We start from the raw sequence: 25,585 nt of genomic DNA on the forward strand, positions 1-25,585 counted from the left end.
GTCACTGGCCTCCTGTCTTCGCCTGCGCCCTGTAGGTTTCCGCGATCCTCGGCAGCACCTTCGCGAGGTCGTTCCGCTCCGCCTTGCTGAGATTGGCGCGCTTGCCCTTGTCGATCAGCGCCAGCAGGAAGAGCGGTACGTCATCACCTCCGAAATAATGGATCGTGCGGTAGCCTCCGCTTTTTCCCTCGCCCCGGCCGGCATGGCGCATCTTGCGAGCGCCGCCGGTCCCGACCATCAACTCGCCGCCGCGGGGATCACTCGCGATCGTGGCGGCGATCTCCTGAATCTCGTCATCGTCCAGCCCTGCCGCCTTGGCCTGTCGCTCAAATACCGAAGTCAGCAGGACGCTATGCATGTGATCTTATACGGCAATGCCGTATGATGGTCCAGTGCCGTGGCAATGGTAAGAGGCGCATCGGACTTTCCGAAAGGGCCAGCATCATGAAGTTCCTTGCGCCGCTCACCATCATCGGCGTCTGTCTCTCCCACCCCGCGGCCGCTGCCGTCTCCGGCTTCTATGACAGCGCTGCGCAGCTCGAGGCCATCATGCAGAGCAGCCAGGTGGCAGACGTAGTGAAGCAACTGCCGCTTCGGTCGATCGCCCGCGCAGGCTCGCGCAAGGACGACGGAACGCTCCGCTGGCGTGTTCGCACCGATCGCTGCACGCTGGTCATCTATCTCAGCGCTAACCTGCCGCAGGGCGTGGGCAAGACCACCTATGAGGTTAAGGAAGTCGGCGCCTGCAAATGACCCAGGGCGCCTGATACCGCCGAGGACAAAACGGGGCGCCGATACATTGGCGACTTTCCGCTGCAAATCGAGGCCCGGCGTCGCGGCGTCAGCTTGCTCACAGATGAGAGGCGGTTCGCCTCATCTCGCCACATTCCCGTAACGCCTCAGCCACACCCGTTCCGTGTGATACCCGTCACGCGCCAGGTATCGGCCAGGCCCTTCCCGTCGATCGCGACCGTGTTGATCAGCATGCGGCACTGGCGCGGCGCCGCGACTATCGGCACACCATAGCTGCCAGGAACGACGCGCGTGCTCGCCGGGCCGTTGACGATAAAGGTCCGGCCCGAGCCTTCCGCAAGCAGTTCAATCTGGGGTGGCGGACGCCATCAACCTGTGCTGCTGTTCGGCTCGAGCATAGTAGTCCGGGGAGTAGACATTTTGTCCGACGAGCTAAGCAAGCAGCGCCAGGTCGCCGTCTTTGTTGCTGAGGCAGCAACGCCGTCCGACCTCGACGCTATCAAGACATGGGCCGGCAAGCTGCTCGAAATCCGGGCCTCCTCGATGAGCAAGCTGGCGAAGGCAAAAGCGGCGGTTTCCCTCACCGCGCCGAGCAAGGTCGTTTGGCCCGTCGCCAAGATGGTGGCGAAAGAGGCAAAGCGAATCGGTTGGGACGATCGCAGCAAGACCGCACGTCTCGGCCTTGGCGGCGCTGCCGTCGGCGCGGCAGTTTTCGGCGGTAAGAGCGCAGGCATTGCCGCCCTCGGTACGGCCGTGGGCGTACCGTTATGGGTCGTGCTCGGTGCCGGCGCCTCGTTCGCGAATGTGCTGATCGAGGAAGTCACGCGTCGGAAAACAAAGATCAACGGCGCCAGTTACACCGTGATCGACGCCGAGCGTGTGGATCCGAGCTAGCATTCAAAAGGCAGCTAAGGCGGACGCTCCTGATCGGCCTTGTCGCGCAATTCGTAGCGAAAATCGCAACATGGAATGTTGCCAGCCGCGAGATCGATTGTCATGATGGGAAGGAGTTGGGGAACGCGACGGCCGTTCTCCAACTCCTAGCCCCTGCCAGTCAGGGTTCCCCGCTGGGAAAAGCGCCGGGCATGTCTTTCCAAGGGACCATGCCCGGCCGCTCCGTCGTCCTGACACGCGCAGAATGCATGTGATCGCGAGCTGCTCGCAAGGAAGCTGACCTCCTACTTCCGTGTTTTCGTTTAGAAAAAGTACGATAGGGCTCTTGCTAAACGGCGGGATCCGCAGCGCAACCTGCTAAGAACAAATACGGATTCTTCATCCTCCGGCTTACGCCGCGGCGCGAATCTTTTTTTTGACCGCTGTGGACACAACTCGTTGTTTTCGTTGCGAAAAACGCAACGATTCGGCGCCGCCAAATCCTTTGCGCTTTAAGTTATTGATTTTACGGAGTATTTCCTGTGCGACGCGATTCGCTTGCGGCTCCGGAAATCGACCTTGAACCGGGGCAGAAGGTCAATTCTTGGAGCCCGTAGTTGATTCAGCATGGCCCGCTTCGGTTGATCCGCGTCACGCGCCAGCTATCGGCCGTTCCCTTCGCGTCCGTCGCCTCCGTCTCGACGAGCATCTGGCATTGGAAGCTGCGCCCGACCGACGGAGTTCCGTAGCTGCCGGGGGTCACGATAGACGTCGTCGCGCCATACACGATGAACGACCGGCCCGAGCCCGTTGGATAGGCGCTGGAGGGGATCAGGCTAGTGCGCCGCATGAAGTCGGCCATGGTGCCGCCGACCAGAGACTGGAACAGTGCTTCGCGTTGAGCGGCGATCTCAGCATTTGTGGTGCAGCCTCAAGCCGCGAGGCAAATCGAAATGGCCCAACCGAACACGCTGCGTCGGGCGACGGCGCCCCACCGATCCCGACGGCTGTGTGGGACAACCGTGTGGGACAGATTGGCAAACTGAACGTAAGTGCTTGATTTTATTGGCGCGCCCGACACGATTCGAACGTGTGACCTTTGCCTTCGGAGCAATTTAGGCAGCCCATCCTAAATGCACGCTAGGCCACGCTATGACACTACAACCCAATGAAAACGCTGGACTATTCGGATTTTCCCGACGAAATCCATATCCGCAAGTTCGCTCCGATATTCGCCCGGCTGCTTCCGTGGTGCTTCCGCGGAAACAGCCCCTCCATAACGGGGGGATCGCCTAATGACAAAGCTAACGAAACGAGTGGTCGACGCCGCCGACGCCCGGGAAAAGGACTACTTCATCTGGGACGACGAGCTTCCCGGCTTCGGCCTCCGCGTGTTCGCGTCGGGCAAGCGCAGCTATCTTATTCAATATCGCGCGCTTGGTCGAACCCGTCGTTACACCATCGGCCTGCACGGGATCTGGACGCCGGAAACCGCGCGACAGGAAGCGAAGGCCCAGCTTGGACGCGTCGCTCGCGGCGACAATCCCTCCGAGGAACGGCAGCTCGATCACCAAGCCATGACGGTCAAAGAGCTATGCTCGCTCTATCTCAAAGACCTCAAGGCGGGCCTGATTCTCGGCAAGGGCGGTCGCCCCAAGAAGGCCACCACCATCGTTACCGACACGGGTCGCATTGAACGCCACATCATGCCGTTGATCGGCGCGCGGCGGGTGAAGGATTTAACCAAGGCCGACATCAACAAGGTGCTCAAGGACATCATGGCCGGCAAGACGCGAGTGTCGGTCAAGACGAAGAAGCTACGCGGAAAAGCCATCGTGCGCGGCGGCGCCGGTACGGCGACACGCACGGTAGGTCTCCTTGGCGGTATCCTCACCTACGCAGTCGATGCCGGCATCATCGACCGCAACCCGGCGCACGGCATCAAGAAACCGAAGGACAATGTCCGCAAGCGCAGGCTTTCCGAGGCGGAGTATCGCACTCTCGGCATCATGCTGCGCGAGGCGGCGAAAAGCGAGAAATACGCGACGACCGTCGAGATCATTCGCCAGATCGCCCTGACCGGCTGTCGCCGGTCGGAGATGATCTCGCTGATGTGGTCGGAGGTCGATACTGAGGCGAGCTGCCTGCGGCTGGAGGACAGCAAGGAGGGCGAGTCCATCCGTCCCATCGGCCTCCTCGTGGTCGAGTATCTGGAGCAGCGCCGCAAGGGCGCGGAGGGCACCTATGTCTTCCCTGGCCAAGGCGAGGACAATGCCTTCGGCAGCTTCCCCAACCATTGGGAGCAGCTATTCAAGGACTCGCCGCTTTCTGACGTTACGCCGCACGTCCTGCGTCATAGCTTCGCCAGCATCGCGAATGATCTGGGCTTCACCGAGGTGACCATCGCGGCGCTCGTCGGGCATTCCAAAGGTTCGGTCACGAGCAAGTACATACACACGCTCGATACGGCCCTGATCATGGCTGCCGATACGATCTCCGGCTATATTCAGGGGCTGCTCGATGGGGTCAAGTTCAAGCAGACCGCCTACGCGCTAGATCGGAGTTCCCGAAAGGCCGCACTTTCTCACTTCCTCAAGAAGGCGGTGGAAGACCCGAGCGGGGGCGGACAAGACTTGCCCCTGGCCGCCTAGGCGGTTTGGTGGGGAAGCGAGCTGGACTCTCGGTCTGGCTCGCTTCCCGCTTTCTATCGCGGCTAGGCATCGGCCCGCGACGACCTGCCAATTTCCAGCAACGACAACGCGCCTCTGGACTCGGTCCAGCATGTCGATTAGTCTCGACATATGGAATCAGATAGCGCCATCCTTGCATTTGCGGCCCTCGCGCAATCGACGCGCCTCGACGTGTTCCGTCTTCTCATGGAGCATGAGCCCGATGGATTGGCCGCAGGCGAAATCGCCCGCCAGTTGGACGTTCCGCACAACACCATGTCAACGCATCTGGCGACCCTGACTCGCGCCGGCTTGATCGAGGCCGAGCGGCACAGCCGCTCGATCATCTACCGGGCGAGGCTCGAGGCGGTGCATGCGCTCACCAGCTTCCTCATCAAGGATTGCTGCGGCGGCCGTCCGGAAATCTGCGCCCCGTTGATCGCCGAACTTTCCCCCTGCTGTCCGCCGCAAATCCTCGCCGCCAAGGAGGCCGCCCATGACTGACCGCATCTATAATGTTCTGTTCCTCTGCACCGGCAATTCGGCCCGCTCGATCCTCGCCGAGAGCATCCTGACCAAGGACGGCGCCGGCCGCTTCCGCGCCTTCTCGGCCGGGAGCCAACCAAAGGGCGCGGTCAACCCCTTCGCCCTGAAGGTGCTCGGAAGCTTCGAGTATCCGACCGATGGCTTCCGCTCGAAAAGCTGGGAGGAGTTCGCCCAGCCCGGCGCACCCGTCATGGATTTCGTGTTCACCGTCTGCGACAACGCCGCCGGCGAAGCCTGTCCGGTCTGGCCGGGCCAGCCGATGACCGCGCAGCGGGGTCTTCTATGCCCCAATGCCGTCGAAGGGCCGGACATCGAAAAGGAAAAGGCGTTCGTCATCGCCTTCCGCTATCTCCGAACCCGGATTTCCGTCTTTACGGCTCTGCCGTTGGCCAGCCTCGACAAGGCTGCGCTTGGCACCAAACTGCGCGAGATCGGCCGCAGCCAAGGCGCTACATCGCCGCGCCCTGACGTGGCGTGAGGCTGGTCATGGACGTCATCATCTATCACAACCCCGATTGCGGCACGTCGCGCAACACGCTGGGTCTGATCCGCAACGCCGGCGTCGAGCCGCATGTCATCGAATATCTCAAGACGCCGCCAAGCCGCACGATGCTTGAGCAGCTCGTCGCGCGCATGGGAATCTCCGTTCGCGCGCTGCTGCGCGAGAAGGGCACGCCTTATGCCGAGCTTGACCTTGGCAACGCGGCTCTGACCGACGATCAGCTTCTCGACGCCGTGATGGCGCATCCCGTCCTCATCAATCGTCCGATCGTCGTCACCCCGGAAGGGGTGAGGCTGTGCCGGCCGTCCGAGGAAGTGCTGGACCTGCTGCCGCCGCAGCGCGGGGCCTTCGCCAAGGAAGACGGCGAGCGGGTGGTCGACGAACACGGCCGCCGCGTCGGGGCGGCCTGAGGAAAATCCATGTCCACCTTTGAACGCTATCTCACCCTCTGGGTCGCCCTGTGCATTGTCGCGGGCATTACCCTCGGCCACCTCATGCCAGGCGTCTTCCATGCCATCGGCGCGGCCGAGATCGCCAAGGTCAATCTGCCGGTCGCGGCGCTGATCTGGCTCATGATCGTGCCGATGCTGGTCAAGATCGATTTCGCTGCTCTCGGCCAGGTCAAGGAACACTGGCGCGGCATCGGCGTCACGCTCTTCGTCAACTGGGCCGTAAAACCCTTCTCGATGGCGGCGCTCGGCTGGCTGTTCATCGGCTATCTGTTCCGGCCCTATCTGCCGGCGGACCAGATCGACTCCTATATCGCCGGGCTCATCATCCTCGCTGCTGCGCCTTGTACGGCCATGGTCTTCGTCTGGTCGAACCTGACCAAGGGCGAGCCGCATTTCACGCTCTCGCAGGTCGCGCTCAACGACACCATCATGGTGTTCGCCTTTGCGCCCGTCGTCGGGTTGCTACTCGGTCTTTCGGCCATCACCGTGCCGTGGAACACGCTGGTCCTGTCCGTCGCGCTCTATATCGTCGTGCCGGTGATCGCGGCGCAGGTGCTGCGCCGCCGGATACTCGCCACTGGCGGCGAGCCGGCACTGAAGCGCTTCCTCGACCGCCTTCAGCCGCTGTCGTTGGTGGCGCTGCTTGCCACGCTGGTCCTGCTCTTCGGCTTCCAGGGCGAACAGATCCTCGCCCAGCCACTGGTGATCGCGCTGCTCGCCGTGCCGATCCTGATCCAGGTCTATTTCAACTCCGGTCTGGCCTATCTGCTCAACCGCCTGACCGGCGAACAGCATTGTGTCGCCGGTCCCTCGGCGCTGATAGGTGCATCGAACTTCTTCGAGCTGGCGGTTGCCGCCGCCATCAGCCTGTTCGGCTTCCAGTCGGGCGCGGCGCTAGCCACCGTGGTCGGCGTGCTGATCGAGGTGCCGGTGATGCTCTCCGTCGTCTGGATCGTCAACCGCTCCAAAGGCTGGTACGAGCGCGGAGAAAGGCCCGGGGCCGTGGCCGAGGCGAAGCGCTGATGCCGCGTGATCTTCCTAACGTCGATGACGCATGCCTGGACGTGCCGACGATCGACCGGCTCCAGGCAACGCCCTCAACCCATCCGCCCCGTATCCTCTTGCTCTACGGTTCGCTGCGTGAACGCTCCTACTCCCGGTTCCTCACACTGGAGGCCGAGCGCCTGCTGAGACATTTCGGGGCGGAAACCCGCGTTTTCGATCCGCATGGTCTGCCGCTGCCGGACGGCGCCGAGGTCAGCCACCCGAAGGTCAAAGAATTGCGCGAGCTCTCGCTCTGGTCGGAAGGCCAGGTTTGGACCAGCCCGGAGCGGCACGGCGCGATGAGCGGGGTGATGAAGGCGCAGATCGACTGGATCCCGCTCTCCGTCGGCGCGGTGCGGCCGACTCAAGGCCGCACGCTAGCAGTTATGCAGGTGTCCGGCGGTTCACAGAGCTTCAATGCTGTCAACCAGATGCGCATCCTCGGACGCTGGATGCGCATGGTGACGATTCCCAATCAGTCCTCCGTCGCCAAAGCCTTTCAGGAGTTCGATGAGGCAGGCCGGATGAAGCCGTCTGCCTTCTACGACCGGATGATCGATGTTATGGAAGAGCTGGTGAAGTTCACGCTGCTGACGCGCGATGTCTCATCCTATCTGACCGGCCGCTATTCCGAGCGCAAGGAGAGCGGCGAGGCCCTGATGCGGCGGGTCAATCTGGCGGCCGCAACCTGAATATTCTGACCCGCGCAGATGGCACATTATCGCTCGCGAGAATGATGCACGCGCGCTGGCGTCCAAGTGGTTACGCGCGCGTGACTTCTTTGATCCCTGCGCTCACATCGATGACCTCAAGGTCAAGTCGCATGACTTTCACTAAGGCGCTGCGCTGTCCTCCCACCGAACGGCCCGCAGAAACTCATCGCGAGTCAACTGGCTGAGAGCAAACTCACCACGCCGGAAGGGCCGCCCAACCGAGAGGCGACGCCCTGACCAGCGAGGTAAAAGATGTAGGGACCTGCATTGAAGAAGACGTGGGCGCTTGCGCGCTTCCACTTCTCGATGAACTGCTTGCTCGGTCCCATCCAGCGCATGACCGCGAATTCCTTGCCGTCGAGGTTTACGACGCGGGAGCCGAAATCGAGCGACATGCTGAAGTAGGTTCCGAGAAAGGAGCTTTCGCTGTGGATGTGGACCAGCCAGAACATCCGATGTCCTTGCCGATAGAAAGCTTCGCGCGCGTTGCGTTCGTCCTCACTGATTGAGGAATGCTGCAACTCAAGCACGGTCGCTCGAGAGGTGCCGCTGCCGACCAGCACATCGGCGCGATGCAGTTCGCCGGTCATCGGATCGCGCAGGGCGATCTCGCGGCACGACATATCGAAAAGTTCTTTCCAGCCGAGATGCCAAGGCCCCTCAGGCTCGCTCCACGGATCGCAGTCCCCTGCCTTGTGCCGCCAATGGGGCGTGTTTTCGACGGGCATCACCGCCGTCAACAGACCGCCGCAGTCACGGCAGGTGGTGTGTTCGCCTTTGGCGAGCGGTGCACGCTTCTGATCGCCGACCCAAGCATAGAGCATGTCTAATTTTCCCCTCTACGCATCAGCGGGCGGCCACCGCAGTTTTCCGCGGCCGACGCGCAAGGCTTCGACCAGCCTGGTGTTGCCCGGTAGCCGTCCCGAGAAGAGGCTGGGCTTTGGGTCCACCGCCGGCTTCTTGAAGGGCGCGACCCGCTGGTAGTCAGGCGTTTCGAGCCAAGTTCGTCCGTCCCCCTCGTCCGTGACGATTCGATAAAGGCCCGCAGGCGGAGGCGCCGCGATGTCGAGCAGACGCTTATAGCGTTCGACCGACCATTTCTGGATTCCACCGCTGAGGGCTTCGGTGCGAAAGCGCGCCCAAAGCGCTGCGGTGTCGGGCGTGGGCCAGTCGCCGGCATCTGTGTAGGCCGTGATCTCGTCGGATTCGAGCCAGGCCCGCATCTCTGCGGGCGTCACGAAGATCGGCCCAGCGTCCTGAATGGCCGCGATTGCCGCGCGCCGTGACGGAAGCCCCGCCCGGATCAACATCGCCATCATGAACTGCGGGACGCCGGTTTCGACCGCGGCCGCAGCGCCGCCCGCCACAGTCTCCGGTGACCAGCCAAGCGACATGCGGCGGGTGCGGACGGCTTCCAGCGCCCAGACCAGGCGATAGGTGAAGGCCTCTTCGACCGCTCGCATGTTCTGCGGTCCGATCTTCGCGACCTCCTCGCCTGAGATCCACGCGCGCAGGATGGCTTTCCAATTCGCCGGCAGCGCGTTCTTCTTGTCGGGGATGAAGGGCCGCATGAACAGCAACCGCTCGCCCAGGCCACCAAGCGCATCGGCGAGTTCGTCGACGTCGCCGCTCAGCGCCGCACCGTCGGCCCGATCGAGCAGCTGGGCCAGTTCATCAGCCATGGTGTCGATGGAGAGGCCGGCTTCAAGTCCAACCCCCATTGCGAAATGTCCGCGCCGCGCCTGCGGCGTAGTCGACTTCCAGATAAGATCGGCGCGAGCCTCGAACACCTTCTTGTGCAGGGGCGCGACGTCCTCTTCTTCGTGGGCAATTTGCCGGGCCCAGAGCGATCCCTTGAGAGCTTCATCCAGCAACTTTGGAAGATCGGCACGATCAGCGTCCAGCGCTTCGATCAGGCCGAACACGGTGGCATCGAGGCGCTCGACGAGCTGCGACAGTGGCTCTTCGTCGATGGTTTCCTCTTCGTCGTCCTCATCGGTTTCATCATCTTCATCCGCGTCGGAATCGGAGTCGTACTCCCCGGCCGCGGCCAGACGTTCGGCTACCTCAGCCTCTTCGGTCGGCGATCTCCAGGCCTCCCGGGCATTGGCCAGATATTCCCAAGCATCGTCACGGTCGAGCACGCCCTCGCGCGACAGCCGCTCAAGGATCTCGGCGACGATCTGGATAAGGCCGCTCTTGAGGGTTCGGGCCTTGGCGGAGGCGACCAGCTTCCTCCATTCCTTCTTTCGCCAGTCGGTCTTGTCGAACATGACGTGGACGATCAGGCCTTCGACGTCGACGAAAGCGCGCCCGGCGCGCCCCGCGACGTTGGCGAATTCCTCGCCCTTGATCTTCTCGCCAGCCCGGTAGAGTGCCGGTACGAGCAGGACGGCGGCGTTGAGGTTGAGCCCTTGGGAAAGCGTCGGCGAAGCGACGATGACTTTGAGGACGCCCTCTGAGAGAAGGACTTCCAGTTCACGCAGGAACGGGCTCGGCAGGCGGCCGTGGTGGATGGCGACGCCAGCCTTCAAGCTGGCGACCGCCGGATGGTCCTCGCCCAGCCATTCCTTGCCGACCTCCAACGCGCGTGCGATCGGAGCCTCGTCGTCGAGCAGGGAATCGAGATAGCCGCGCTTGCATAGATCAACGACCTGCTTGCCGTAGCTCTCGACCCAGTTGGCCTGGGTGGAGAAGATCAGGGTGCGCTTACCCTGGCCGGCGAATTCCCACGCCGCGAACAGGGCAAGGTGCGAGTTCTTGCGCGGATAGGGATTCTTCTCCCTTCCGCGTGCCGGCATCTCCTCGACGAACTTGTCAAGGAATGGACCGCCGTCGTCGAGGTCGAGCCGCAGGAGCGCATCCTTGCCGCGCCAGGTTAGGGCGCCGAACCTCTGGCGCGTGGGTCGCCAGTCAGAACGCACGGGCTCGCCGGGTTCGTCGGAGCGTATCCAGGCGGTAAGGTCGTCCAACTCGTCCCCGCTCGGCAGGATCGCGGAGAGGCAGACGATCCGGCGATCGGCCGCGTCGGGGCGGCGCAACAGGCGCTGAACCAGCGTCTCGTAGCGGATCTCACGCTCGCTGGGCCCGATCATATGACCCTCGTCGAGAACGATCAGGCCGACGTCATCGATCAGGGAGGAATCGCTCCGAAGCGCGAAGTCTAGCTTCTCCGGTGTGGCGATGATGATCTCGCGGGTGCGCAGGGCATCCTCGTCGCCCGCCGAAAGACCGCTGGCGCCGTACAGCGATGAGACGCTGAACCCGAGCGGCGCGAAGGTCTTGCGGAAGGAGCGTTCGGTCTGGGCCGACAACGCGCGCAGCGGCGTGACAATCAACACCCGACGCGCCGAGGACAAGGTCATCAACGCGGCGATTTCCGCAACGCGCGTCTTCCCTGCACTGGTAGGAAGCGCCACGACCAGGTCGTCGGAGACATCGGTGGATCGCCGGGCGGCTTCGCGTTGGGACGGCCAAAGCTCCACCTCGGACGTTTTGCGGGCGTACAGCGAACCGATGAACAGCCGCCGCAGGTCCGGATACTTCTCCTCCGTACCAGCGGGTGGCTCCGTCGGCAGGTTCCGGTGCAGCGAATGCTGCCAGAGATCGTCGATCAGGTGGCGGCAGAGGTTCGAAATCCACCACAGCGGGACGTTCCCGGCGTTGCCGGCGAGGCTCACGGCAGTGGCCAACAGATCGCGCGCGGCGTCGATCGGCTCCTCTTCCCCTGTTTCCAAAGCAAAGTCGAAGAAGGCCAGAGCCCGGCAAATCGTCGTATTCAGAATGGTCGACAATACGTCGTCGATGTCGGGCTCATCGCCGCCCAGCGCTTCGCCCATCTGCTCGTCGCCGTGGGCCTCGTCACCGAGCCAGTCGCGAACGAAGCCGCGCAACTGATCGAGATCGCGCAGGATGAGATGACGGATCGCCGTTTCGCCGGGCGATGCGTTGAGATCTTCAGCCGTCTCGTTGAACAGCGAATAGGCAACGGCCGAGAAGCCGGCCAGGTGATAGGCGGCAGCCGCGATGGTGCGGCGAAAGCCCCGATCGGGTGCCTCGGGATCGCCGTTGCGCACCAGGGCTTCAAAGGCGTTGGCGGCCCGCTCGAACGCCTTGTTCGTCAGGTCCGATGCACCGGTCTGGGCGCGCAACGCCATGGCGCCCCGAAGCAGCGCGAAACCATGTTCGGCAAGGTCGGTTTCGATTGTGGCGCCCAAGGGCGGGGCGGTCTGAGGCAATACGCCCGCTTCCCGCATCAGCGACCACGCAGCGCCACGATAGAGCAATCGGCCAAGGATGCCGTCGACGGTCGCGGTTGCGAGAAAAGCAGTCAGCTCATCAGGCGTCTCCAAGGTCTTGCGCCCCCTGGTACATGGCCGCGATAAAGTCCTGGTGGTCTTCGACGTGGATGTTCACGACGTAGTGGTCCCGATTGGTCCCGGCAGCGTCGAGGTCTTCCTTCAGCGAGGCATGGGGGCCGTTGCCCGACACGGTGAAAAGCATGTGGTCGATGCGATCGGCGCGCAGCGACTTCACGCCTACCTCATCGCGGAGAGCGCGACCCAGCGCGTTATCGTCAGGATCATTGCTCTCGAGCAGGCGGTTTGCGACGAACAGCAGCGAATCCGGCGTGCAGCGGCCACTGTCGCGGTCGAGCACCTTGCGGGCGCTGGTCACAGTGGATTTCCTGAGCTTCTTGTTGCTCTTGGCTTCCCCCTTCAGAAGCCACAATTTCTCGTCCTCGCCGCCGTACCCGGCGCCGATGAAATCGTCGCCGCGCATGGCCATGTTGCGGCCGTCCTTGTAGCGAAGGCGGCGCACGGGGACGCGCAGGCCGATCTCTTCCTCCACCAGCTCGGTCGCGAGAATTTCGCCCAGATCTCCCGAGCGGCCTTTGGCCGTCTGGGGCATCGCCTCGCTCAGGATCTTGGCGGCAACCGTGTAGCCGAGGCGCTCGACATCCTCAGCGATACGCTCGAGGCGATCATAGTGGGAGCGAATGGTCTTGGCGAGGTCGCCGCTGATCTCGTCGCGGCCACCGTCCTTCTCGACATAGGTCCAGTAGTGTTTGCGCTTGTCTTTTTCCCTGGTGGATTCGCACCACCGCTCATACAGCCCCATGTTTCCCCCGCTTCTTTATTTTGCTGCGCGATTTACCCGGTCGGCGATGTCTGCGCACCGCTCGATCAGCCCCTCAAAGGGCTCGGCGTCCTCAAGCAGCAACCCGTCTTCCACCATGTGCCCGTAATCCGAGGCCAGCGCCGTGCGCGCTTCGCCGTTCGGCACGAGCTGCAACAAGCCGTTAACGGCGGCCTCATAGTCGACGGGCGCGCCGTCTGCCGCCTTCTCCGCGAAGAACATGCTTTTGTGCCGCGCTACCGCGAGAGCGAGATCTCGATCAGCTGCGGCCGCGTCGGCAATCCCGGCGTCGTCAAGGCGGACCACGTCATGCCAGTGGCGCGCAAAGCGTTCGCCGCGCAGCCGCTCTTGCAAACAGAAGACGTGGATCGCGGTCGCTTTCTCCCAAAAGGTCCGCTCGGCGTGCATGACGCGCGGCGTCGCTGTGGGAAACGTCACGCCCTCGACCAGACCCGCTGCGTCACAGATCACGTCACGCGGGCTGGCCGGTTCGCCCGTCGAGCGGGCGCCGAACTCCAGCATGACGCTGGGCGCGACATAACCGGAGCCGGCGGAGGTCGCCTCATAGTCGATGAAGAGCTTCTCGCCTTCCACCCGCGTCGCCGCCGAAACGCCCTGTGCGCCAATGGCGTCGATGAGCAGCGACTGCACCGTGCCCGAAACCCATTCCGGCAATCGGTGGCGCACCGCTTTCGACCAGCGCTTCTCTTCGCTGCGCGTCGTCGGCACGGCCTCGCCATTGTCGCCCACCAGATCGGGCGCGATCGCTCGTATGTCGTAGGTCAGATCGACATCTTCGGAGAAGCGCTGAATGACGCCATAGGCTTTTGAAAGCGACGTCCCGCCCTTGAAGACGAGATGGTCGCCGAGCGCGGACCCGAAGAGGGTCTGAAGCGCCCAGACGACCCAGACATCCTTTTCGAGCAGGTGGGCGGGCCGCCCCGAGCGATCGGCGGCCACGCCCAGCGCGTCCCGACGGTCTTCGGCCGACAAGGAGAGGAAGGGGTCAGCCATGAGCCGCCTTGCCGACGCTCCGGGCAAGCCAGGTCGGAAACTGCGGCGCGGCCGCCACCAACTCGCCGAAGGCGGTCGCCGGCAGCTTTCGCCTCAGGGTCTTGAGCGCGGCTTCCGCCTTCTCAGGGCCGAGCCAGGCCAGCGCACGAACCGCCTGTCCAGCGGGACGATCGGCCAGAGCGAGCTGCCAGCGGGGCGCGTGCCGCAATTCGACCGACTGCCTGCCCAGGGTCATCGTGCGGCTGCGCCCCGACGTCAGATAGACGGAGCGCACCGGCACCTGCGTTGTCAGACCCAGCGCGTTCGCAGCCGCAGCGCCGTTCGGCACGATGACTTCGCCGCGCTGTGCCGCCAACGCCTCGACCGCCTGTTCCACCGAGGGCGCGCGCGTGCCGAACCGGCTCGTGACCGGGCGCAGATACACGCCCCGTCCGGCGCGAATAAGCTGGCCCCGTTCGGCGAGGCGCGACAAGGCCTGATCCACACCGGCGCGACTGCCGAGATGGAGCAAGCTTTTCGCTGCCAATGGCGTTCCTTCCGGAAGCCGCTCGGCATACGCCAGAATCTGTTCGGTCAACCGTTGCACGACCATTCTCCTGTCAGAAATATACGCGGATTTCTGACACTTTTCAATGGGGACGTTTCTGCGAGGCTCCGGAAGGGGAATGCCTTCCCCTGCGGCCGAGCCAAGGTCTCGGCCGACCCCTTCTGCGGGGACACCCCCAGGCTGTGCCAAAACTCTCGGCCGCATCAACGATGTCGCGGCCGCCAGGCGACGCCCACCTCAGGGGAGGCCGATTCTTGACATGATACCGGACGTTTGGTATCTTTACCGCTGCTAGCCTCGTTTAGGAAAGACATTCCATGAATCCGCTTTTGGTCGCCTATGGTTCGCTTGGCCTGGCCATCGCCTGTGAAGTCACAGGGTCATCCCTTCTCCAGAAGACCGAGCAATTCTCCAAACCTCTGCCCACCGTCGCCATGGCGCTGTGCTTCGCCGCCTCGCTCTTCTTCCTGTCGCAAGCCCTGAAGGTCATTCCTCTCGGCGTGGCCTACGCGATCTGGGGCGGGCTGGGGATTGTGCTCACCGCCATCATCAGCGTGGTCGTGTTCCGCTTCGCCCTGGACGCGTGGGCGCTGGTCGGGATCGCCCTCATCGTGTCGGGCGTGATCGTGATGAACACCCTGTCGCACAGCGTCTCGCACTGACATGGGCAACGCCTACACGCGCATCAAGCAGCCCGAGTTGGTGCGGCGCGCCCTGCTCGACCATGCGGCCAAACTCGCGGTCGAGCAGGGCCTCGCTGCGGTGACGGTGCAGGCCGTGTCCGACGCAGCCGGAGTGACGAAGGGCGGGTTTACCCACCATTTCCCGAGCAAGCAGGCGCTGATCGACACCGTCTTTCACGAGCTGCTCGAAAGGCTCGGACACGACCTCGACCGGCGCATGGAAGCGGACGCCGAACACTATGGCGCCTTTACCCGTGCCTATCTTGAAGCCGTGTTCGATATGGACCCAAGTGCGAAGGGCAGCCCCTGGGCTGCACTGTCGATTTCGATGCTGACGGACCCGAAGCTGCGGGTGTCATGGACGCAATGGTTCCAGGAACGGCTCGAAAGACATGAGGCTACCGACAGCGACGTGCAGCTCACGGCCATACGTCTCGCTGCCGACGGTCTTTGGCTCGCCGACCTGACCGGAGTTGCTCTGGGTGAACGGATAGAACTCCGGAACCACCTTCTTCAACATACTTACGAACAAGGCGTCGAGCGTCCGCATGAAGCTGCGAATAGCCGCACCGGAAGATCCAAGAAAAATGGGAAGAATGTCAGAATGGCCACCTCGTAACCTGGGCCTTTCTCTTACATCGCGCCGGGAGAGTATCGGGTGAGCTTCATAGAAGGTCAGGATAGGACGCAGGGCAGCTTACTCCCGCCCAGTATCGACGACTACATTGCGCCCGACGCCTTGGTGCGCGTAGTCGATATGTTCGTCGACAGCTTGGCCTTGGGTGATCTCGGGTTCGAACGCGCAGTCTCGGCTGCGACTGGACGGCCGGGCTTCCATCCCGGCGATATGCTCCGGCTCTACATCTGGGGCTATCTGAATCAGGTCCGGTCATCCCGTATGCTGGAGCGAGTGTGCAGGGCGGTGAGAAAACCATCCAGTGAAGCGCCTGCGTTTGTGCGGGCGCGGGCGGCGTAAAAGTCGTCCACTGGATAGGCTGATCCCTTTCGGGGTCGGCGGGGATGTTCGCTGTGGAGGTCTACGCGGCGGTTCGCGATTTCGTTTTCAATCAGAAGCAGAGCCGACGGGAAGCGGCTCGCGTGTTCGGGCTGAGCCGCGAAACGATCGCCAAGATGTGCCGGTTCTCGATCCCTCCGGGCTACACGCGCACGAAGCCGGTCGAGAAGCCGAAGCTCGGTCCGCTGCTGCCGGTGATTGAGGCGATCCTGGACGGAGACCGGGCGTCTCCGGTGAAGCAGCGCCATACGGCGAAGCGGATCTTCGAGCGGCTGCGGGACGAGCACGGCTTTGCCGGCGGCTACACGGTGGTGAAGGACCATGTGCGGCTCTGCCGGGCGCGGGGCCGCGAGACCTTCGTTCCGCTGGCCCATCCGCCCGGTCACGCCCAGGTGGATTTTGGCGAGGCGCTGGCGGTGATCGGCGGCGTGCGGCAGAAGATCCACTTCTTCTGCCTGGACCTGCCACAGTCGGATGCCTGCTTCGTGAAGGCGTATCCGCGCGAGACGACGGAAGCGTTCCTGGACGGTCACGTCTCGGCTTTTGGCTTCTTCGGCGGTGTGCCGCTGTCGATCCTCTATGACAACACCCGCATTGCGGTGGCGAAGATCTGCGGCGATGGCCGGCGCGAGCGGACGCGGGCCTTCACGGAGCTGGTGAGCCACTATCTGTTCCGGGATCGGTTCGGGCGCCCGGGCAAGGGCAATGACAAGGGCAAGGTCGAGGGGCTGGTGAAGTATGCCCGCTCGAACTTCATGACGCCGATCCCTTTGGCGGCGAGCTTCGCCGAACTGAACGCGATGTTGGCCGAGCGCTGCCGCCGGCGACAGGACGAGCGGGCCGGCCGGCATGCCCAGACGATCGGAGAGCGGCTTGTTGCCGATCTCGGGGTCTTGCGCCCTTGCCGGCAGTGCCGCTGGAGCCGTGCGAGAAGCGTGGTGCGCGGGTCTCGTCGACGGCGCTGGTCCGATATCGGTCGAACGACTACTCGGTCCCGACGGCCTATGGCTTCCAGGACGTGGTGGTGAAGGGCTTCGTCGAGGAGGTCGTGATCCTGTGCCGGGGCGAGGAGATTGCCCGCCATCCCCGCAATTACGGGACGGGCGTGTTCGTCTCCGATCCGCTGCACTATCTGGCGCTAATCGAGGAGAAGCCGAACGCCCTCGACCAGGCCGCGGCCTTGCAGGGCTGGGACCTGCCCGAGGCCTTCCAGCACCTGCGCCATCTCCTGGAAGCGCGCATGGGCAATCGCGGCAAGCGCGAGTTCATCCAGGTGCTGCGGCTGCTGGAGGCCTTGCCGCGCGAGGTCGTGAGCTTCGCCGTCGGCGAGGCGATCCGGCTGGGCGCGATCGGCTTCGATGCGGTGAAGCTGATCGCGCTGGCGCGGCTGGAACGGCGCCCGGCCCGTCTGGATCTGGCGGCCTATCCGTATCTGCCGAGGACTACGGTGAAGACGACCTCGGCGGCCGATTACGCCGTGCTCCTGCCGGGAGCCGCGGCATGACGGGCTCGGGGAAAGAGACGATGCCGGCGGGCACGACCGCTGGAACGCCGCAGGTCCTGCTGGCGCACCACCTCAAGCAACTGAAGCTGCCAACCGTCCTGCGCGAGTACGACAAGGTGGCACGGGAATGCTCCGCGACGGCGTCGATCATCCCCGCTACCTGCTACGGTTGGTCGAGCTCGAACTGATCGACCGGGAGCGGCGCACGGTCGAGCGGCGGATCCGGGCGGCGCTTCCCAGCGGTGAAGAGCTTCGACACCTTCGACTTCACGGCGATCCCGAGCCTGAACAAGATGCTCGTGCTGGAGCTGGCGCGCTGCGGCTACATCCTGCGCCGGGAGAACATCATCGCGCTCGGCAACAGCGGCACCGGCAAGACCCATGTCGCCCTCGCGCTCGGGCTGGCCGCTTGCCAGAAGGGCTTCTCCGTCGCCTTCACGACGGCGGCTTCGCTGGTCAACCAGCTCCTCGAAGCCCGCGACGAGAAGCGCCTGCTCAGGCTCCAGCGCGAGTTGCAGGCGGTCAAGCTGCTGATCGTCGACGAGCTCGGCTATGTGCCGCTGTCGCCGACCGGCGCCGAGCTCCTGTTCGAGATCTTCTCGCAACGCTACGAGCGCGGCTCAACCATCGTCACCTCGAACCTGCCCTTCGAGGACTGGACGTCCGTCCTGGGATCGGAGCGCCTCACCGGCGCGCTGCTCGATCGCCTGACCCACCACGTCAGCATCCTCGCCATGAACGGCGACAGCTACCGCCTCAAACAATCGGCCGGCCGCCGGCGCGCCTCCGCCGCGGCGGGGCAAAAACAGACCACCGCCAACGAAGCCGATCCAGAAACCGGCGAGATCATCCCCTGATCAATCCCGACAGCGCGATATGGCAGGGGCCCCGATCGGGGCCCCTGCCATATCCGCCACCCTCAACGCCAGTGGCCTGCTTTTACTCCGCCACGCTGGCCTGGAATCCGACCGCCGTTGACAGCCTCGAGCGCCTATGCCACAACGGCTGGCCCCGACTTTCTTCCCCTGCCGGCTGCGCCGTCATTCCTCGCGAAACAACAAAGTCGCGCCTGCGCCATCCTCCGCTGCGCTGCGGTCGCAAGCGATGTGTCGGCGCTCGCCTCCGGCCGGTCGATCGCCATCGAGGTCGCAATGGTGCGGGCTCGAAACGGAAAACGGAGACTTACAATGGCGACCATCGGCACCTTCAAGAAGACCGGTTCGAACGAGTTCACCGGCGACATCGTCACCCTCAGCGTCCAGGCCAAGAACGTGCGCATCGTTCCCGACACCCGCGCCAGCGGCGAGAACGCCCCCAGCCACCGGGTCCTGGTCGGCCGCGCCGAGATCGGCGCCGCCTGGTCCAAGCGCTCCAACGAGGGCCGCGACTATCTGGGCCTCAAGCTTGACGATCCGAGCTTCAACGCCCCGATCTACGCCAACCTCTTCGACGACGAGGACGGCGACACCTTCAGCCTCATCTGGTCCCGCCCCAACGGCCGCCGCAGCGACTGAGGCGGCGGGACAGGCCCCGGCCGAAAGGCCGGGGCCGCCATTTCGGCGCGACCGAATCAGCCGCGGCCGATGAGCCGACAAGGAAGCGCCTGCAGCCGCATTTTTGATTAGCATTGCGGCCAAGAACGACTATTTTAGTCGTAGTTCTGGAGTGCGTGCCGTCCGTGATGGGAGGTGATCATGCATGATCACCGCCCGTCAATCACGGGCCGCACGCGCGTTGCTGGGTTGGACGCAGGAGACGCTCGCTGACGAGGCCCGAGTATCGCTGACCGCCCTCAAGCGCCTTGAGTCGGGAAACCGCCTTGAGGTGTTTGAATCGACGCGGGATCAGGTGCGCCGGGCGCTCGAATCCGCAGGGATCGTCCTCCTCTCCACCGACAAGGGTGAAGGCGTGCTGCTTCTGCACGATAGGGGCGATCGGCAGCGCTAGGCGGGATCATGTAGTCGCCACTCTTGTCGTGCAAAGGGGTCGTTCGGCCTCGCAAGACGGTTAACGAGTTGTGAGCGGGCGACTATGGTAGCTTGATGGAACAGCCAAGAACGACGCATCTGGACGAGCCGCCGTCTGGCAATACGCTCACGCCGTATGACCGTGAGCATATGAAGCTCTACCTGCGGCTCCTGGATGCCGAGCGCGACGGAGCGGATTGGCGGGAAGCGGTCCATGTCCTGTTTGGGCTCGACCCCGGTTGCGATCCCCAACGATGCCGTCGCATTCACGATTCCCACCTGGCTCGGGCGCATTGGATGGCCGAGCACGGCTATCGAGAGCTGGTCCGGGAAAGCCAGCAGCGCCCGTCCGCGTGATGCCGCTGCGGCATCACCTGCTGACAGATCATTGACTTCCCCGATGCAACCCACAGGGGAATCGTAGAGCCCCAAAAATGCAGAACTTGAGGGGTTTGCGATGACACCTGATGCATCGGCATGGCGCTCCTCGGCGGAATACGACCATCTGGATGGATTGACGGCATCCGACCTGGCCTGGGAGTGGCTCCGCCGCAATGAAGCCTATGACGCTGATTTCGACGCTCTTGCTGAGACGGGCAATCCAAAGACGCTGACCGACCAGATCCGGCAGCGGTGGGGGTTGCGATTTCCCGGTCGATCCGCGCACTCCAGCACCTGAAGCTCCGGTATTGTGGCTACCTCAGGACGACACCAGCGTCGTCGTCCTGACCGAAGCGCCATCCGACTTCGGAGGGGCCGTTGCGGGTGAACACGTCGCAACGAGTGGGCTTGGCCCCTCCACCTATGACGGCGAAACCGCCGCCTTTCGTTATGCTTTCGGCAATGGCCAGTATGTTCAGATCGTTGACCACCGCGCCGCAAGCGGCGCGGTGGCTGCGGCAGCCGTGATTCCGCTCGACCTCGAAGGTTTCGACAGGTTGGAAGCCGTCCGTCGGCTCCTCTCGGCGTTAAATGGCCGCACCATTCCGCCGGACACGCGTCTGACGCGCCAACAGCGCACGCGGTTGCGCAAGATGCTGCAAGCAATCGACGGGCATCGCGCCGGAGCGACCCAGCAGGAGATCGCGCAAATCCTCTTCAGGATCGGCCATCTCGACCGGGATGCGTGGCAGGCCTCTTCGGCCCGTCATGGCGTAAAGGCGCTGCTGCGCGACGCCCGGGCGATGATCGCCGGCGGATACCGGAAACTGTTGCGTCACCGACGGCGATAATAGCCGCCCCCGATCCTTCGCCGGTGGGCGATTTCGATACCCCCCAACATCTCCCTGCATCCCGCCGGTTTTCCTCCGCCACCGTGGTTGTCGCCCGCCGCTGATCCGCAGCGGCCGCCAACACCCTGACGGAGGCCCGATCCATGCGACCCGATCTCGCCGTTTTGCCGCCGCGCTTCCTGCGCACCAAGGAAGCCGCCGAATTTCTCAGCCTGTCCGCGCGCACGCTGGAAAAGCACCGCACCTATGGGACCGGCCCAGCCTATCGCAAGCTCGGCGGCCGCGTCGTCTATGCCGTAGACGACCTCGAAGCCTGGGCGGCGCGCGGCGCGGTCACCTCCACCTCCGATCCCCGCGGCTCCGTCCTGCCGGCGAAGCGCCAGGCGCCTTCGACCGGCCAGATCGCCGGTCGCTACGCCCGCTGACCGCGGTCCCTTCATGGCGGTGCGGCGTCGTCACCCTTCCGAGCGTGGGCAACTCGATCTGTTCCGGGCGCTCCCGGGCGACTTCGCGCCACGAGACGCGCAGGATCTCATGGCCTATCCCTTCTTCTCCCTCTCCAAATCCCATCGCATCGCGCCGATCGACTTCGCGGCCGGCGACGTCACCATCCGTGTGGAAGCCGTGCCCGACCACGGCATGGCGACGATCTGGGACGCCGACATCCTGATCTGGGCGGCCAGCCAGATCGTCGAGGCGCGCGATGCCGGACTTCGCACCTCGCGCCTGATGGCGGCGACGCCCTACGAAATCCTCACCTATGTCGGACGCGGCACATCCATGCGGGACTATCAGCGCCTCAAAGCCGCGCTCGACCGTCTCCAGTCCACGACCGTCTCCACGTCGATCCGCCAGCCCGCTGAGGGCCGCCGCCATCGCTTCTCCTGGATCAACGAATGGCAGGAGCGGACCGACCGTGACGGGCGGCCCGACGGCATCGAGCTCATCGTCCCGGACTGGTTCTACAAGGCCGTCCTCGACGACGCCCTCATCCTCACCATCGATCCCGCCTATTTCGATCTCACTGGCGGCCTCGACCGCTGGCTCTACCGCCTCGTACGCAAGCACGGCGGCCGCCAGCGGGACGGCTGGCGCTTCGATCTTCGTCACCTCCATCTCAAATCCGGCAGCCTGTCGCCGTTCAAACGCTTCGCCTTCGAACTGCGCGACATCGTGCGGCGCCAGCCGCTGCCGGGCTACCTCCTCTCGCTCGAAGTGGAGATCGGCGGTCGCACGCTGCTCGCCTTCGAGCCCCTCGCGGCCTGTGGGAAAGCTGGGGACGGCCTCGTGCTATCGGGAACCCGCACTATCGTGCCATCGGGAACCCGAGGCTCGTGCTATCAGGAACCCAAACCGGGTCTAAGATCTGGAAAACGCGGGCGGAATCGCGCCCTTAACTTAGAGTCTAACCCAGAATCTAACTTTGAAGAGCGCGCGCGCGATGTGGAAAGTCTCATCCGCATCGCCGCAGATAGCCTGCGCGCCACCGGCAAGAAGCCGGGGCTGAGCGCCCCCTCCCGGGCGGGCCGGAAGGGGAGCGAACCGCTCGCCGCAGATCGGCTGCCGCTCGACGACGGGCCTGGAGGTGCGCGATGATCGTCGCGTTCCTCAACCAGAAAGGCGGCGTCGGCAAGACGACGCTCGCGCTGCACCTCGCCGGCGAACTCGCCGCGCGCTGCCAGCGCGTGACGCTGATCGATGCAGACCCGCAGGGCTCGGCGCTCGACTGGTCGCAGCAGCGCAGCCATGAGGGCCTGCCGCGCCTCTTCGGCGTCGTCGGCCTGGCGCGCGACACGCTCCATCGTGAAGCGCCGGAACTGGCGAAGGACGCCGATCACGTCATCGTCGACGGACCGCCGCGGGTCGCCGGCCTCATGCGCTCGGCGCTGCTCGCCGCCGACCTGGTCGTCATCCCGGTGCAGCCGTCGCCGCTCGACGGCTGGGCCTCGGCCGAGATGCTCGCGCTTCTGAAGGAAGCGCGCATCTATCGCCCCGAGCTCGTCGCCCGCTTCGTGCTCAATCGCTGTGGCGCGCGCACCATTCTCGCGCGCGAGACCGCCGAGACCCTGGCCGATCACGATCCGCCCGTTCTCGCCACCACCATCGGCCAGCGCATCGCCTTCGCCGCCGCCGCGCAGACGGGCCGTCTCGCCAGCGAATGCGAGCAGGCCACATCGGCTGCGCGCGAGATCGCCGCGCTGGCGGACGAACTCCTCCATCTTCCTCTAGGTGGGAGCGCGCTATGAGCGAACGAGCGTCCCGTCGCGGCTTCGCAGCGCGCCCCGCCGATCCCGATCACTGGATCAAGGCGGCCGAGACCGCGCCGCGTACAAACGACACCGCTGCGTTCACCGCCCGGCTCACCATCGACGTGACGCCCGAGCTGCGTGGCCGGATCAAGATCGCCGCCTTCGGCCGCGGCGTCACCGTCGCCGACATGCTGCGCGAGCTGCTCGCGCGCGAATTCCCACCGACCGAAGGAGCCTCCTCGTGACCGGCATCGCGGCTCTCCGCGTGCGCGGCGGCCCGATGCCGTCACCGTGCTCGCACGACGACATGACGCATGTCGAGCTCACCTGGATCGAGAAGAAGATCGAGCATTGGATCAGGTTCGGCCGCGAGGCGCACGAACAGATACTCGATCGGCGTCGGCGCGTCGTCTCCTTCCAGCCCGATACCATCTTCGCCTTCGTGCGATGGGCGGCGAACGACTTCGGCACAATCGTCTCGCGCATCGACATCGTGCGCGCGATCCGGCCGGGCCAGCCGTATCAGACGCTGTCCTCCGTGCGCCCCGGTGGCGAAATCCTGCTCAGGCTCGAGGGCTGGCCCAAGGTCGAAGCGGTGCTGCGGCACATCGATGCCGTGGAAGCCGTCGGGATCGAGCCGGACGCCGTGTCGCCGGATCACTGGCGCCACGTCCATAACCGCCTCGCAGCCGGCCACCAGCCGCGCGCCTACACGCTCGAGCACCATCGCGCCTTCCTCCTGCGCCGGAGCGCCGGGCTATGAGGCGCTCCCGCCTCATCCTGGTGACGGCGCTCGCTGCGATGGGCGTCGGCTATCCGGCGCTCACCCAGATGCCCATCAAGCTCATCTGGAACGCATCGGCCAGCGCGCCGATCGGCTTCTACACGATCGAATTCGACGGTCCCTTCGAGGTCACCGATCTTGTCGCCGTCGACGCGCCCGAGCCGCTCGCAACCTACCTTGCGACACGCGGCTACCTGCCCAGGAGCGTGCCGCTCCTGAAGCGCATCCTCGGCGTGTCCGGGCAGACCGTCTGCCGCTCGAACCTCACCATCACCGTCGATGGCGTCGCGGTCGGCGCGGCGCTGGAGCGCGATCGCATCGGCCGCGATCTGCCGGTTTGGCGGGGCTGCCGCCGCATCGCGACCGGCGAAGTCTTCCTCATGAACTGGCAGGTCCGCGACAGCCTCGACGGTCGCTATTTCGGCCTGACCTCCACCGACCAGATCATCGGCCGCGCGGTCCCGCTGTGGACCGACGAGGAAGGAACCGGCCGCTTCGAATGGCGCGCGCCGACGCGGTGATCGCCTCGCCAGCGGCGGGAGCGGTGCCCGTCGATGGCTTTCCCAACGCCACCGCAAAGGAAGCAGCCATGCCTCAGATCGGTCAATTCACTCGCCAGGAGACCGGCTTCGCCGGGAAGCTGGAGACGTTCACGCTCTTCCGCGACGTCGTCATCGTTCCGGCGGAACATTCCGATGCCGAGAATGCGCCCGACTACCGCGTTCACGCCAGCGACGACGGCAAGGCCGAAGCCGGCGCGGAGATCGGCGCGGGCTGGAAACGCACCGGCGAACGCGCAGGCGAATATATCGCAGTGCTCATCGACGACCCGGCCTTGCCGCACCCGATCCGCGCCAATCTGTTCCGCGACGATGATGCCGGCAGCGCCTGGTCGCTGCACTGGTCGCGTCCGCGCGACCGCTCCGAGAAGGACTGATCGATGTTTGCTCGCCGAACATCGACGAGCCAGCGGAGTGCGCCCGGGCGGTATCCATCCGCCCGGCGCATGGCTCTCCTTCTCCTTCGCGGCCTGCTTGTCGGGGCGAGCGTGACGGGCGCTGCCCATGCGCAATCCTCGCCACCGGCGCGCACGGCATCCGCCGAACCGCACGCTGCCTTCATCGCGGAAGCCTCGCAGCGCTTCGGCATTCCCGAGGCGTGGATCGTCGCCGTCAAACGCGCCGAAAGCGCGGGCGACGTGCGCGCCGTGTCGTCGGCTGGGGCCATGGGACTGATGCAGGTCATGCCCAACACCTGGGCCGAGCTTCGCGTCCGCTATCGGCTCGGCCGCGACCCTTATGATCCGCGCGACAACATCCTCGCGGGCGCCGCGTATCTGCGCGAAATGTACGACCGCTACGGCACGATCCCGGCGATGCTCGCGGCCTACAATGCGGGCCCGGCGCGCTACGACGCGCATCTTCAAACGGGCCGCGCTCTGCCGGCCGAAACGCGCGCCTATGTCGCGCTGATCGCTCCGCAGCTCGGGGCCAGTGCGCCATCCAGCATGCCGCCTGTCGCACCGCCGCCGCCGCCCGACTGGCGCGAGGCGCCGCTATTCGTCGTGCGCTCAGCCGACGCTCGCGCCGCCGTTTCGCGGTCATCGGCAGCACGTTCGGATGACAGCCGCTCCTCCGTCGCGGCGCGTTCGCTCGATCCGACAGAAGCGTCCGAAGCGTCCGATGCGCCCCTTGTCGTCGCACGCGCCGACCCCGGAGCGCCACGATGAGCGCCGAGAGCGTCTTTCGTGGCGTTTCGCATCCCCGCGTAGCATGGAGGGCGCAGGGGAGAGAGGCAGGCACAACAACCGCACGATGGCAGGATAAAAGGGCGCACATTGTGCGTCGGTCGGGCGGTTGGTTTTGCTGGGTTTTCCGGCGCGCTGCGCACCTTGCCGCA

30 protein-coding genes, 1 tRNA gene and 3 pseudogenes are annotated in these 25,585 nt (G+C 64.7%); 26 read left to right on the forward strand and 8 right to left on the reverse strand.

Annotated features, from left to right (window positions below):
* Position 1 precedes the first annotated feature (1 nt).
* On the reverse strand, positions 2–358 hold the full coding sequence (locus M9917_RS02580; protein WP_297250740.1) for a type II toxin-antitoxin system RelE/ParE family toxin: 357 nt from the start codon (positions 356–358) through the stop codon (positions 2–4).
* 86 nt (positions 359–444) lie between these two features.
* Here M9917_RS02580 and M9917_RS02585 point away from each other — a divergent pair, with 86 nt between their 5' ends.
* Together M9917_RS02585 and M9917_RS02590 are read left to right on the forward strand one after the other, a co-directional pair.
* Positions 445–753: a hypothetical protein gene (locus M9917_RS02585; protein ID WP_297250741.1), complete on the forward strand. Its 309-nt coding sequence runs from the start codon at positions 445–447 to the stop codon at positions 751–753.
* A 420-nt stretch (positions 754–1,173) separates the two neighbouring features.
* On the forward strand, positions 1,174–1,647 hold the full coding sequence (locus tag M9917_RS02590; protein ID WP_297250742.1) for a hypothetical protein: 474 nt from the start codon (positions 1,174–1,176) through the stop codon (positions 1,645–1,647).
* A 601-nt stretch (positions 1,648–2,248) separates the two neighbouring features.
* On the opposite strand, the gene M9917_RS02595 is transcribed toward M9917_RS02590, so the two are convergent.
* Positions 2,249–2,488 carry a hypothetical protein gene (locus tag M9917_RS02595; RefSeq protein ID WP_297250743.1) on the reverse strand — a complete coding sequence of 80 codons (240 nt, stop codon included), beginning with the start codon at positions 2,486–2,488 and terminating at the stop codon, positions 2,249–2,251.
* A 204-nt stretch (positions 2,489–2,692) separates the two neighbouring features.
* Positions 2,693–2,777 (reverse strand) — tRNA-OTHER (locus tag M9917_RS02600).
* A gap of 144 nt (positions 2,778–2,921) precedes the next feature.
* Here M9917_RS02600 and M9917_RS02605 point away from each other — a divergent pair.
* The 6 genes from M9917_RS02605 to arsH all read left to right on the forward strand — a co-directional run bounded on the left by M9917_RS02605 (position 2,922) and on the right by arsH (position 7,531).
* Positions 2,922–4,277: a tyrosine-type recombinase/integrase gene (locus M9917_RS02605; RefSeq protein ID WP_297250744.1), complete on the forward strand. Its 1,356-nt coding sequence runs from the start codon at positions 2,922–2,924 to the stop codon at positions 4,275–4,277.
* Positions 4,278–4,427: 150 nt separating this feature from the next.
* Positions 4,428–4,799 carry an ArsR/SmtB family transcription factor gene (locus M9917_RS02610; RefSeq protein WP_297250745.1) on the forward strand — a complete coding sequence of 124 codons (372 nt, stop codon included), beginning with the start codon at positions 4,428–4,430 and terminating at the stop codon, positions 4,797–4,799.
* Positions 4,792–5,319, forward strand: a complete 528-nt coding sequence (locus M9917_RS02615; protein WP_297250746.1) for an arsenate reductase ArsC — start codon at positions 4,792–4,794, stop codon at positions 5,317–5,319. The genes M9917_RS02610 and M9917_RS02615 overlap by 8 nt, the downstream gene beginning before the upstream one ends.
* An 8-nt stretch (positions 5,320–5,327) precedes the next feature.
* Complete coding sequence (arsC, locus tag M9917_RS02620) at positions 5,328–5,753, forward strand: arsenate reductase (glutaredoxin) (RefSeq protein ID WP_297250747.1); 426 nt, start codon at positions 5,328–5,330, stop codon at positions 5,751–5,753.
* 9 nt (positions 5,754–5,762) lie between these two features.
* Complete coding sequence (arsB, locus tag M9917_RS02625) at positions 5,763–6,818, forward strand: ACR3 family arsenite efflux transporter (protein WP_297250748.1); 1,056 nt, start codon at positions 5,763–5,765, stop codon at positions 6,816–6,818.
* Positions 6,818–7,531, forward strand: coding sequence for an arsenical resistance protein ArsH (arsH, locus tag M9917_RS02630; RefSeq protein ID WP_297250749.1), 714 nt, complete (start codon positions 6,818–6,820; stop codon positions 7,529–7,531). The genes arsB and arsH overlap by 1 nt, the downstream gene beginning before the upstream one ends.
* A gap of 194 nt (positions 7,532–7,725) precedes the next feature.
* Here arsH and M9917_RS02635 read toward each other — a convergent pair whose 3' ends face one another.
* The 5 genes from M9917_RS02635 to M9917_RS02655 are packed head-to-tail and all read right to left on the reverse strand — an operon-like array spanning position 7,726 to position 14,291.
* Positions 7,726–8,376, reverse strand: coding sequence for a competence protein CoiA (locus M9917_RS02635; RefSeq protein ID WP_297250750.1), 651 nt, complete (start codon positions 8,374–8,376; stop codon positions 7,726–7,728).
* 15 nt (positions 8,377–8,391) lie between these two features.
* Positions 8,392–11,904: a DEAD/DEAH box helicase gene (locus M9917_RS02640; RefSeq protein ID WP_297250751.1), complete on the reverse strand. Its 3,513-nt coding sequence runs from the start codon at positions 11,902–11,904 to the stop codon at positions 8,392–8,394.
* On the reverse strand, positions 11,891–12,673 hold the full coding sequence (locus M9917_RS02645; protein WP_297250752.1) for a HamA C-terminal domain-containing protein: 783 nt from the start codon (positions 12,671–12,673) through the stop codon (positions 11,891–11,893). The genes M9917_RS02640 and M9917_RS02645 overlap by 14 nt, the downstream gene beginning before the upstream one ends.
* A gap of 15 nt (positions 12,674–12,688) precedes the next feature.
* Positions 12,689–13,705, reverse strand: a complete 1,017-nt coding sequence (locus tag M9917_RS02650; RefSeq protein ID WP_297250753.1) for a nucleotidyl transferase AbiEii/AbiGii toxin family protein — start codon at positions 13,703–13,705, stop codon at positions 12,689–12,691.
* Positions 13,698–14,291 carry a DUF6088 family protein gene (locus M9917_RS02655; RefSeq protein ID WP_297250754.1) on the reverse strand — a complete coding sequence of 198 codons (594 nt, stop codon included), beginning with the start codon at positions 14,289–14,291 and terminating at the stop codon, positions 13,698–13,700. Before M9917_RS02655 ends, M9917_RS02650 begins: the two co-directional genes overlap by 8 nt.
* A gap of 278 nt (positions 14,292–14,569) precedes the next feature.
* Between M9917_RS02655 and M9917_RS02660 the strand changes: the two genes are divergently transcribed.
* The 18 genes and pseudogenes from M9917_RS02660 (at position 14,570) to M9917_RS02745 (ending at position 25,415) form a co-directional block, all read left to right on the forward strand.
* A complete protein-coding gene (locus tag M9917_RS02660) occupies positions 14,570–14,914 on the forward strand; it encodes a DMT family transporter (protein WP_297250755.1) in 345 nt (114 codons plus the stop codon).
* Position 14,915: 1 nt separating this feature from the next.
* A complete protein-coding gene (locus M9917_RS02665; RefSeq protein ID WP_297250756.1) occupies positions 14,916–15,554 on the forward strand; it encodes a TetR/AcrR family transcriptional regulator in 639 nt (212 codons plus the stop codon).
* Positions 15,555–15,593: 39 nt separating this feature from the next.
* Positions 15,594–15,845 (forward strand): annotated as a pseudogene (locus M9917_RS02670) (transposase); the annotation flags it as partial.
* A gap of 110 nt (positions 15,846–15,955) precedes the next feature.
* Positions 15,956–17,454 (forward strand): annotated as a pseudogene (gene istA / locus M9917_RS02675) (IS21 family transposase).
* Positions 17,451–18,311: pseudogene (istB, locus tag M9917_RS02680) on the forward strand (IS21-like element helper ATPase IstB). The pseudogenes istA and istB overlap by 4 nt, the downstream one beginning before the upstream one ends.
* A 330-nt stretch (positions 18,312–18,641) precedes the next feature.
* Positions 18,642–18,968: a DUF736 domain-containing protein gene (locus M9917_RS02685; protein WP_297250757.1), complete on the forward strand. Its 327-nt coding sequence runs from the start codon at positions 18,642–18,644 to the stop codon at positions 18,966–18,968.
* Positions 18,969–19,152: 184 nt separating this feature from the next.
* Positions 19,153–19,401, forward strand: a complete 249-nt coding sequence (locus tag M9917_RS02690) for a helix-turn-helix domain-containing protein (RefSeq protein WP_297250758.1) — start codon at positions 19,153–19,155, stop codon at positions 19,399–19,401.
* A gap of 95 nt (positions 19,402–19,496) precedes the next feature.
* Positions 19,497–19,778, forward strand: a complete 282-nt coding sequence (locus M9917_RS02695; protein ID WP_297250759.1) for a DNA -binding domain-containing protein — start codon at positions 19,497–19,499, stop codon at positions 19,776–19,778.
* A 100-nt stretch (positions 19,779–19,878) separates the two neighbouring features.
* Complete coding sequence (locus tag M9917_RS02700; protein ID WP_297250760.1) at positions 19,879–20,100, forward strand: transcriptional regulator domain-containing protein; 222 nt, start codon at positions 19,879–19,881, stop codon at positions 20,098–20,100.
* Between the two features lie 10 nt (positions 20,101–20,110).
* On the forward strand, positions 20,111–20,653 hold the full coding sequence (locus M9917_RS02705; RefSeq protein WP_297250761.1) for a DUF2285 domain-containing protein: 543 nt from the start codon (positions 20,111–20,113) through the stop codon (positions 20,651–20,653).
* A 143-nt stretch (positions 20,654–20,796) separates the two neighbouring features.
* Positions 20,797–21,078 carry a helix-turn-helix transcriptional regulator gene (locus M9917_RS02710; protein WP_297250762.1) on the forward strand — a complete coding sequence of 94 codons (282 nt, stop codon included), beginning with the start codon at positions 20,797–20,799 and terminating at the stop codon, positions 21,076–21,078.
* A gap of 13 nt (positions 21,079–21,091) precedes the next feature.
* Positions 21,092–22,249 (forward strand): replication initiator protein A, encoded by a 1,158-nt coding sequence (locus M9917_RS02715; RefSeq protein WP_297250763.1) that lies wholly within the window; start codon positions 21,092–21,094, stop codon positions 22,247–22,249.
* Positions 22,246–22,899 carry a ParA family partition ATPase gene (parA, locus tag M9917_RS02720; protein WP_297250764.1) on the forward strand — a complete coding sequence of 218 codons (654 nt, stop codon included), beginning with the start codon at positions 22,246–22,248 and terminating at the stop codon, positions 22,897–22,899. The genes M9917_RS02715 and parA overlap by 4 nt, the downstream gene beginning before the upstream one ends.
* Positions 22,896–23,147 (forward strand): ribbon-helix-helix protein, encoded by a 252-nt coding sequence (locus M9917_RS02725; RefSeq protein WP_297250765.1) that lies wholly within the window; start codon positions 22,896–22,898, stop codon positions 23,145–23,147. Before parA ends, M9917_RS02725 begins: the two co-directional genes overlap by 4 nt.
* Positions 23,144–23,665 carry a DUF2840 domain-containing protein gene (locus M9917_RS02730; RefSeq protein WP_297250766.1) on the forward strand — a complete coding sequence of 174 codons (522 nt, stop codon included), beginning with the start codon at positions 23,144–23,146 and terminating at the stop codon, positions 23,663–23,665. The genes M9917_RS02725 and M9917_RS02730 overlap by 4 nt, the downstream gene beginning before the upstream one ends.
* On the forward strand, positions 23,662–24,207 hold the full coding sequence (locus M9917_RS02735) for a S26 family signal peptidase (protein WP_297250767.1): 546 nt from the start codon (positions 23,662–23,664) through the stop codon (positions 24,205–24,207). Before M9917_RS02730 ends, M9917_RS02735 begins: the two co-directional genes overlap by 4 nt.
* Positions 24,208–24,275: 68 nt before the next feature.
* Positions 24,276–24,623, forward strand: coding sequence for a DUF736 domain-containing protein (locus M9917_RS02740; protein ID WP_297254672.1), 348 nt, complete (start codon positions 24,276–24,278; stop codon positions 24,621–24,623).
* 3 nt (positions 24,624–24,626) lie between these two features.
* Complete coding sequence (locus M9917_RS02745; protein WP_297250768.1) at positions 24,627–25,415, forward strand: lytic transglycosylase domain-containing protein; 789 nt, start codon at positions 24,627–24,629, stop codon at positions 25,413–25,415.
* Positions 25,416–25,585 lie beyond the last annotated feature (170 nt).

The sequence above is a fragment of the Bosea sp. (in: a-proteobacteria) genome, assembly GCF_023953965.1.
Taxonomy (GTDB): domain Bacteria; phylum Pseudomonadota; class Alphaproteobacteria; order Rhizobiales; family Beijerinckiaceae; genus Allobosea.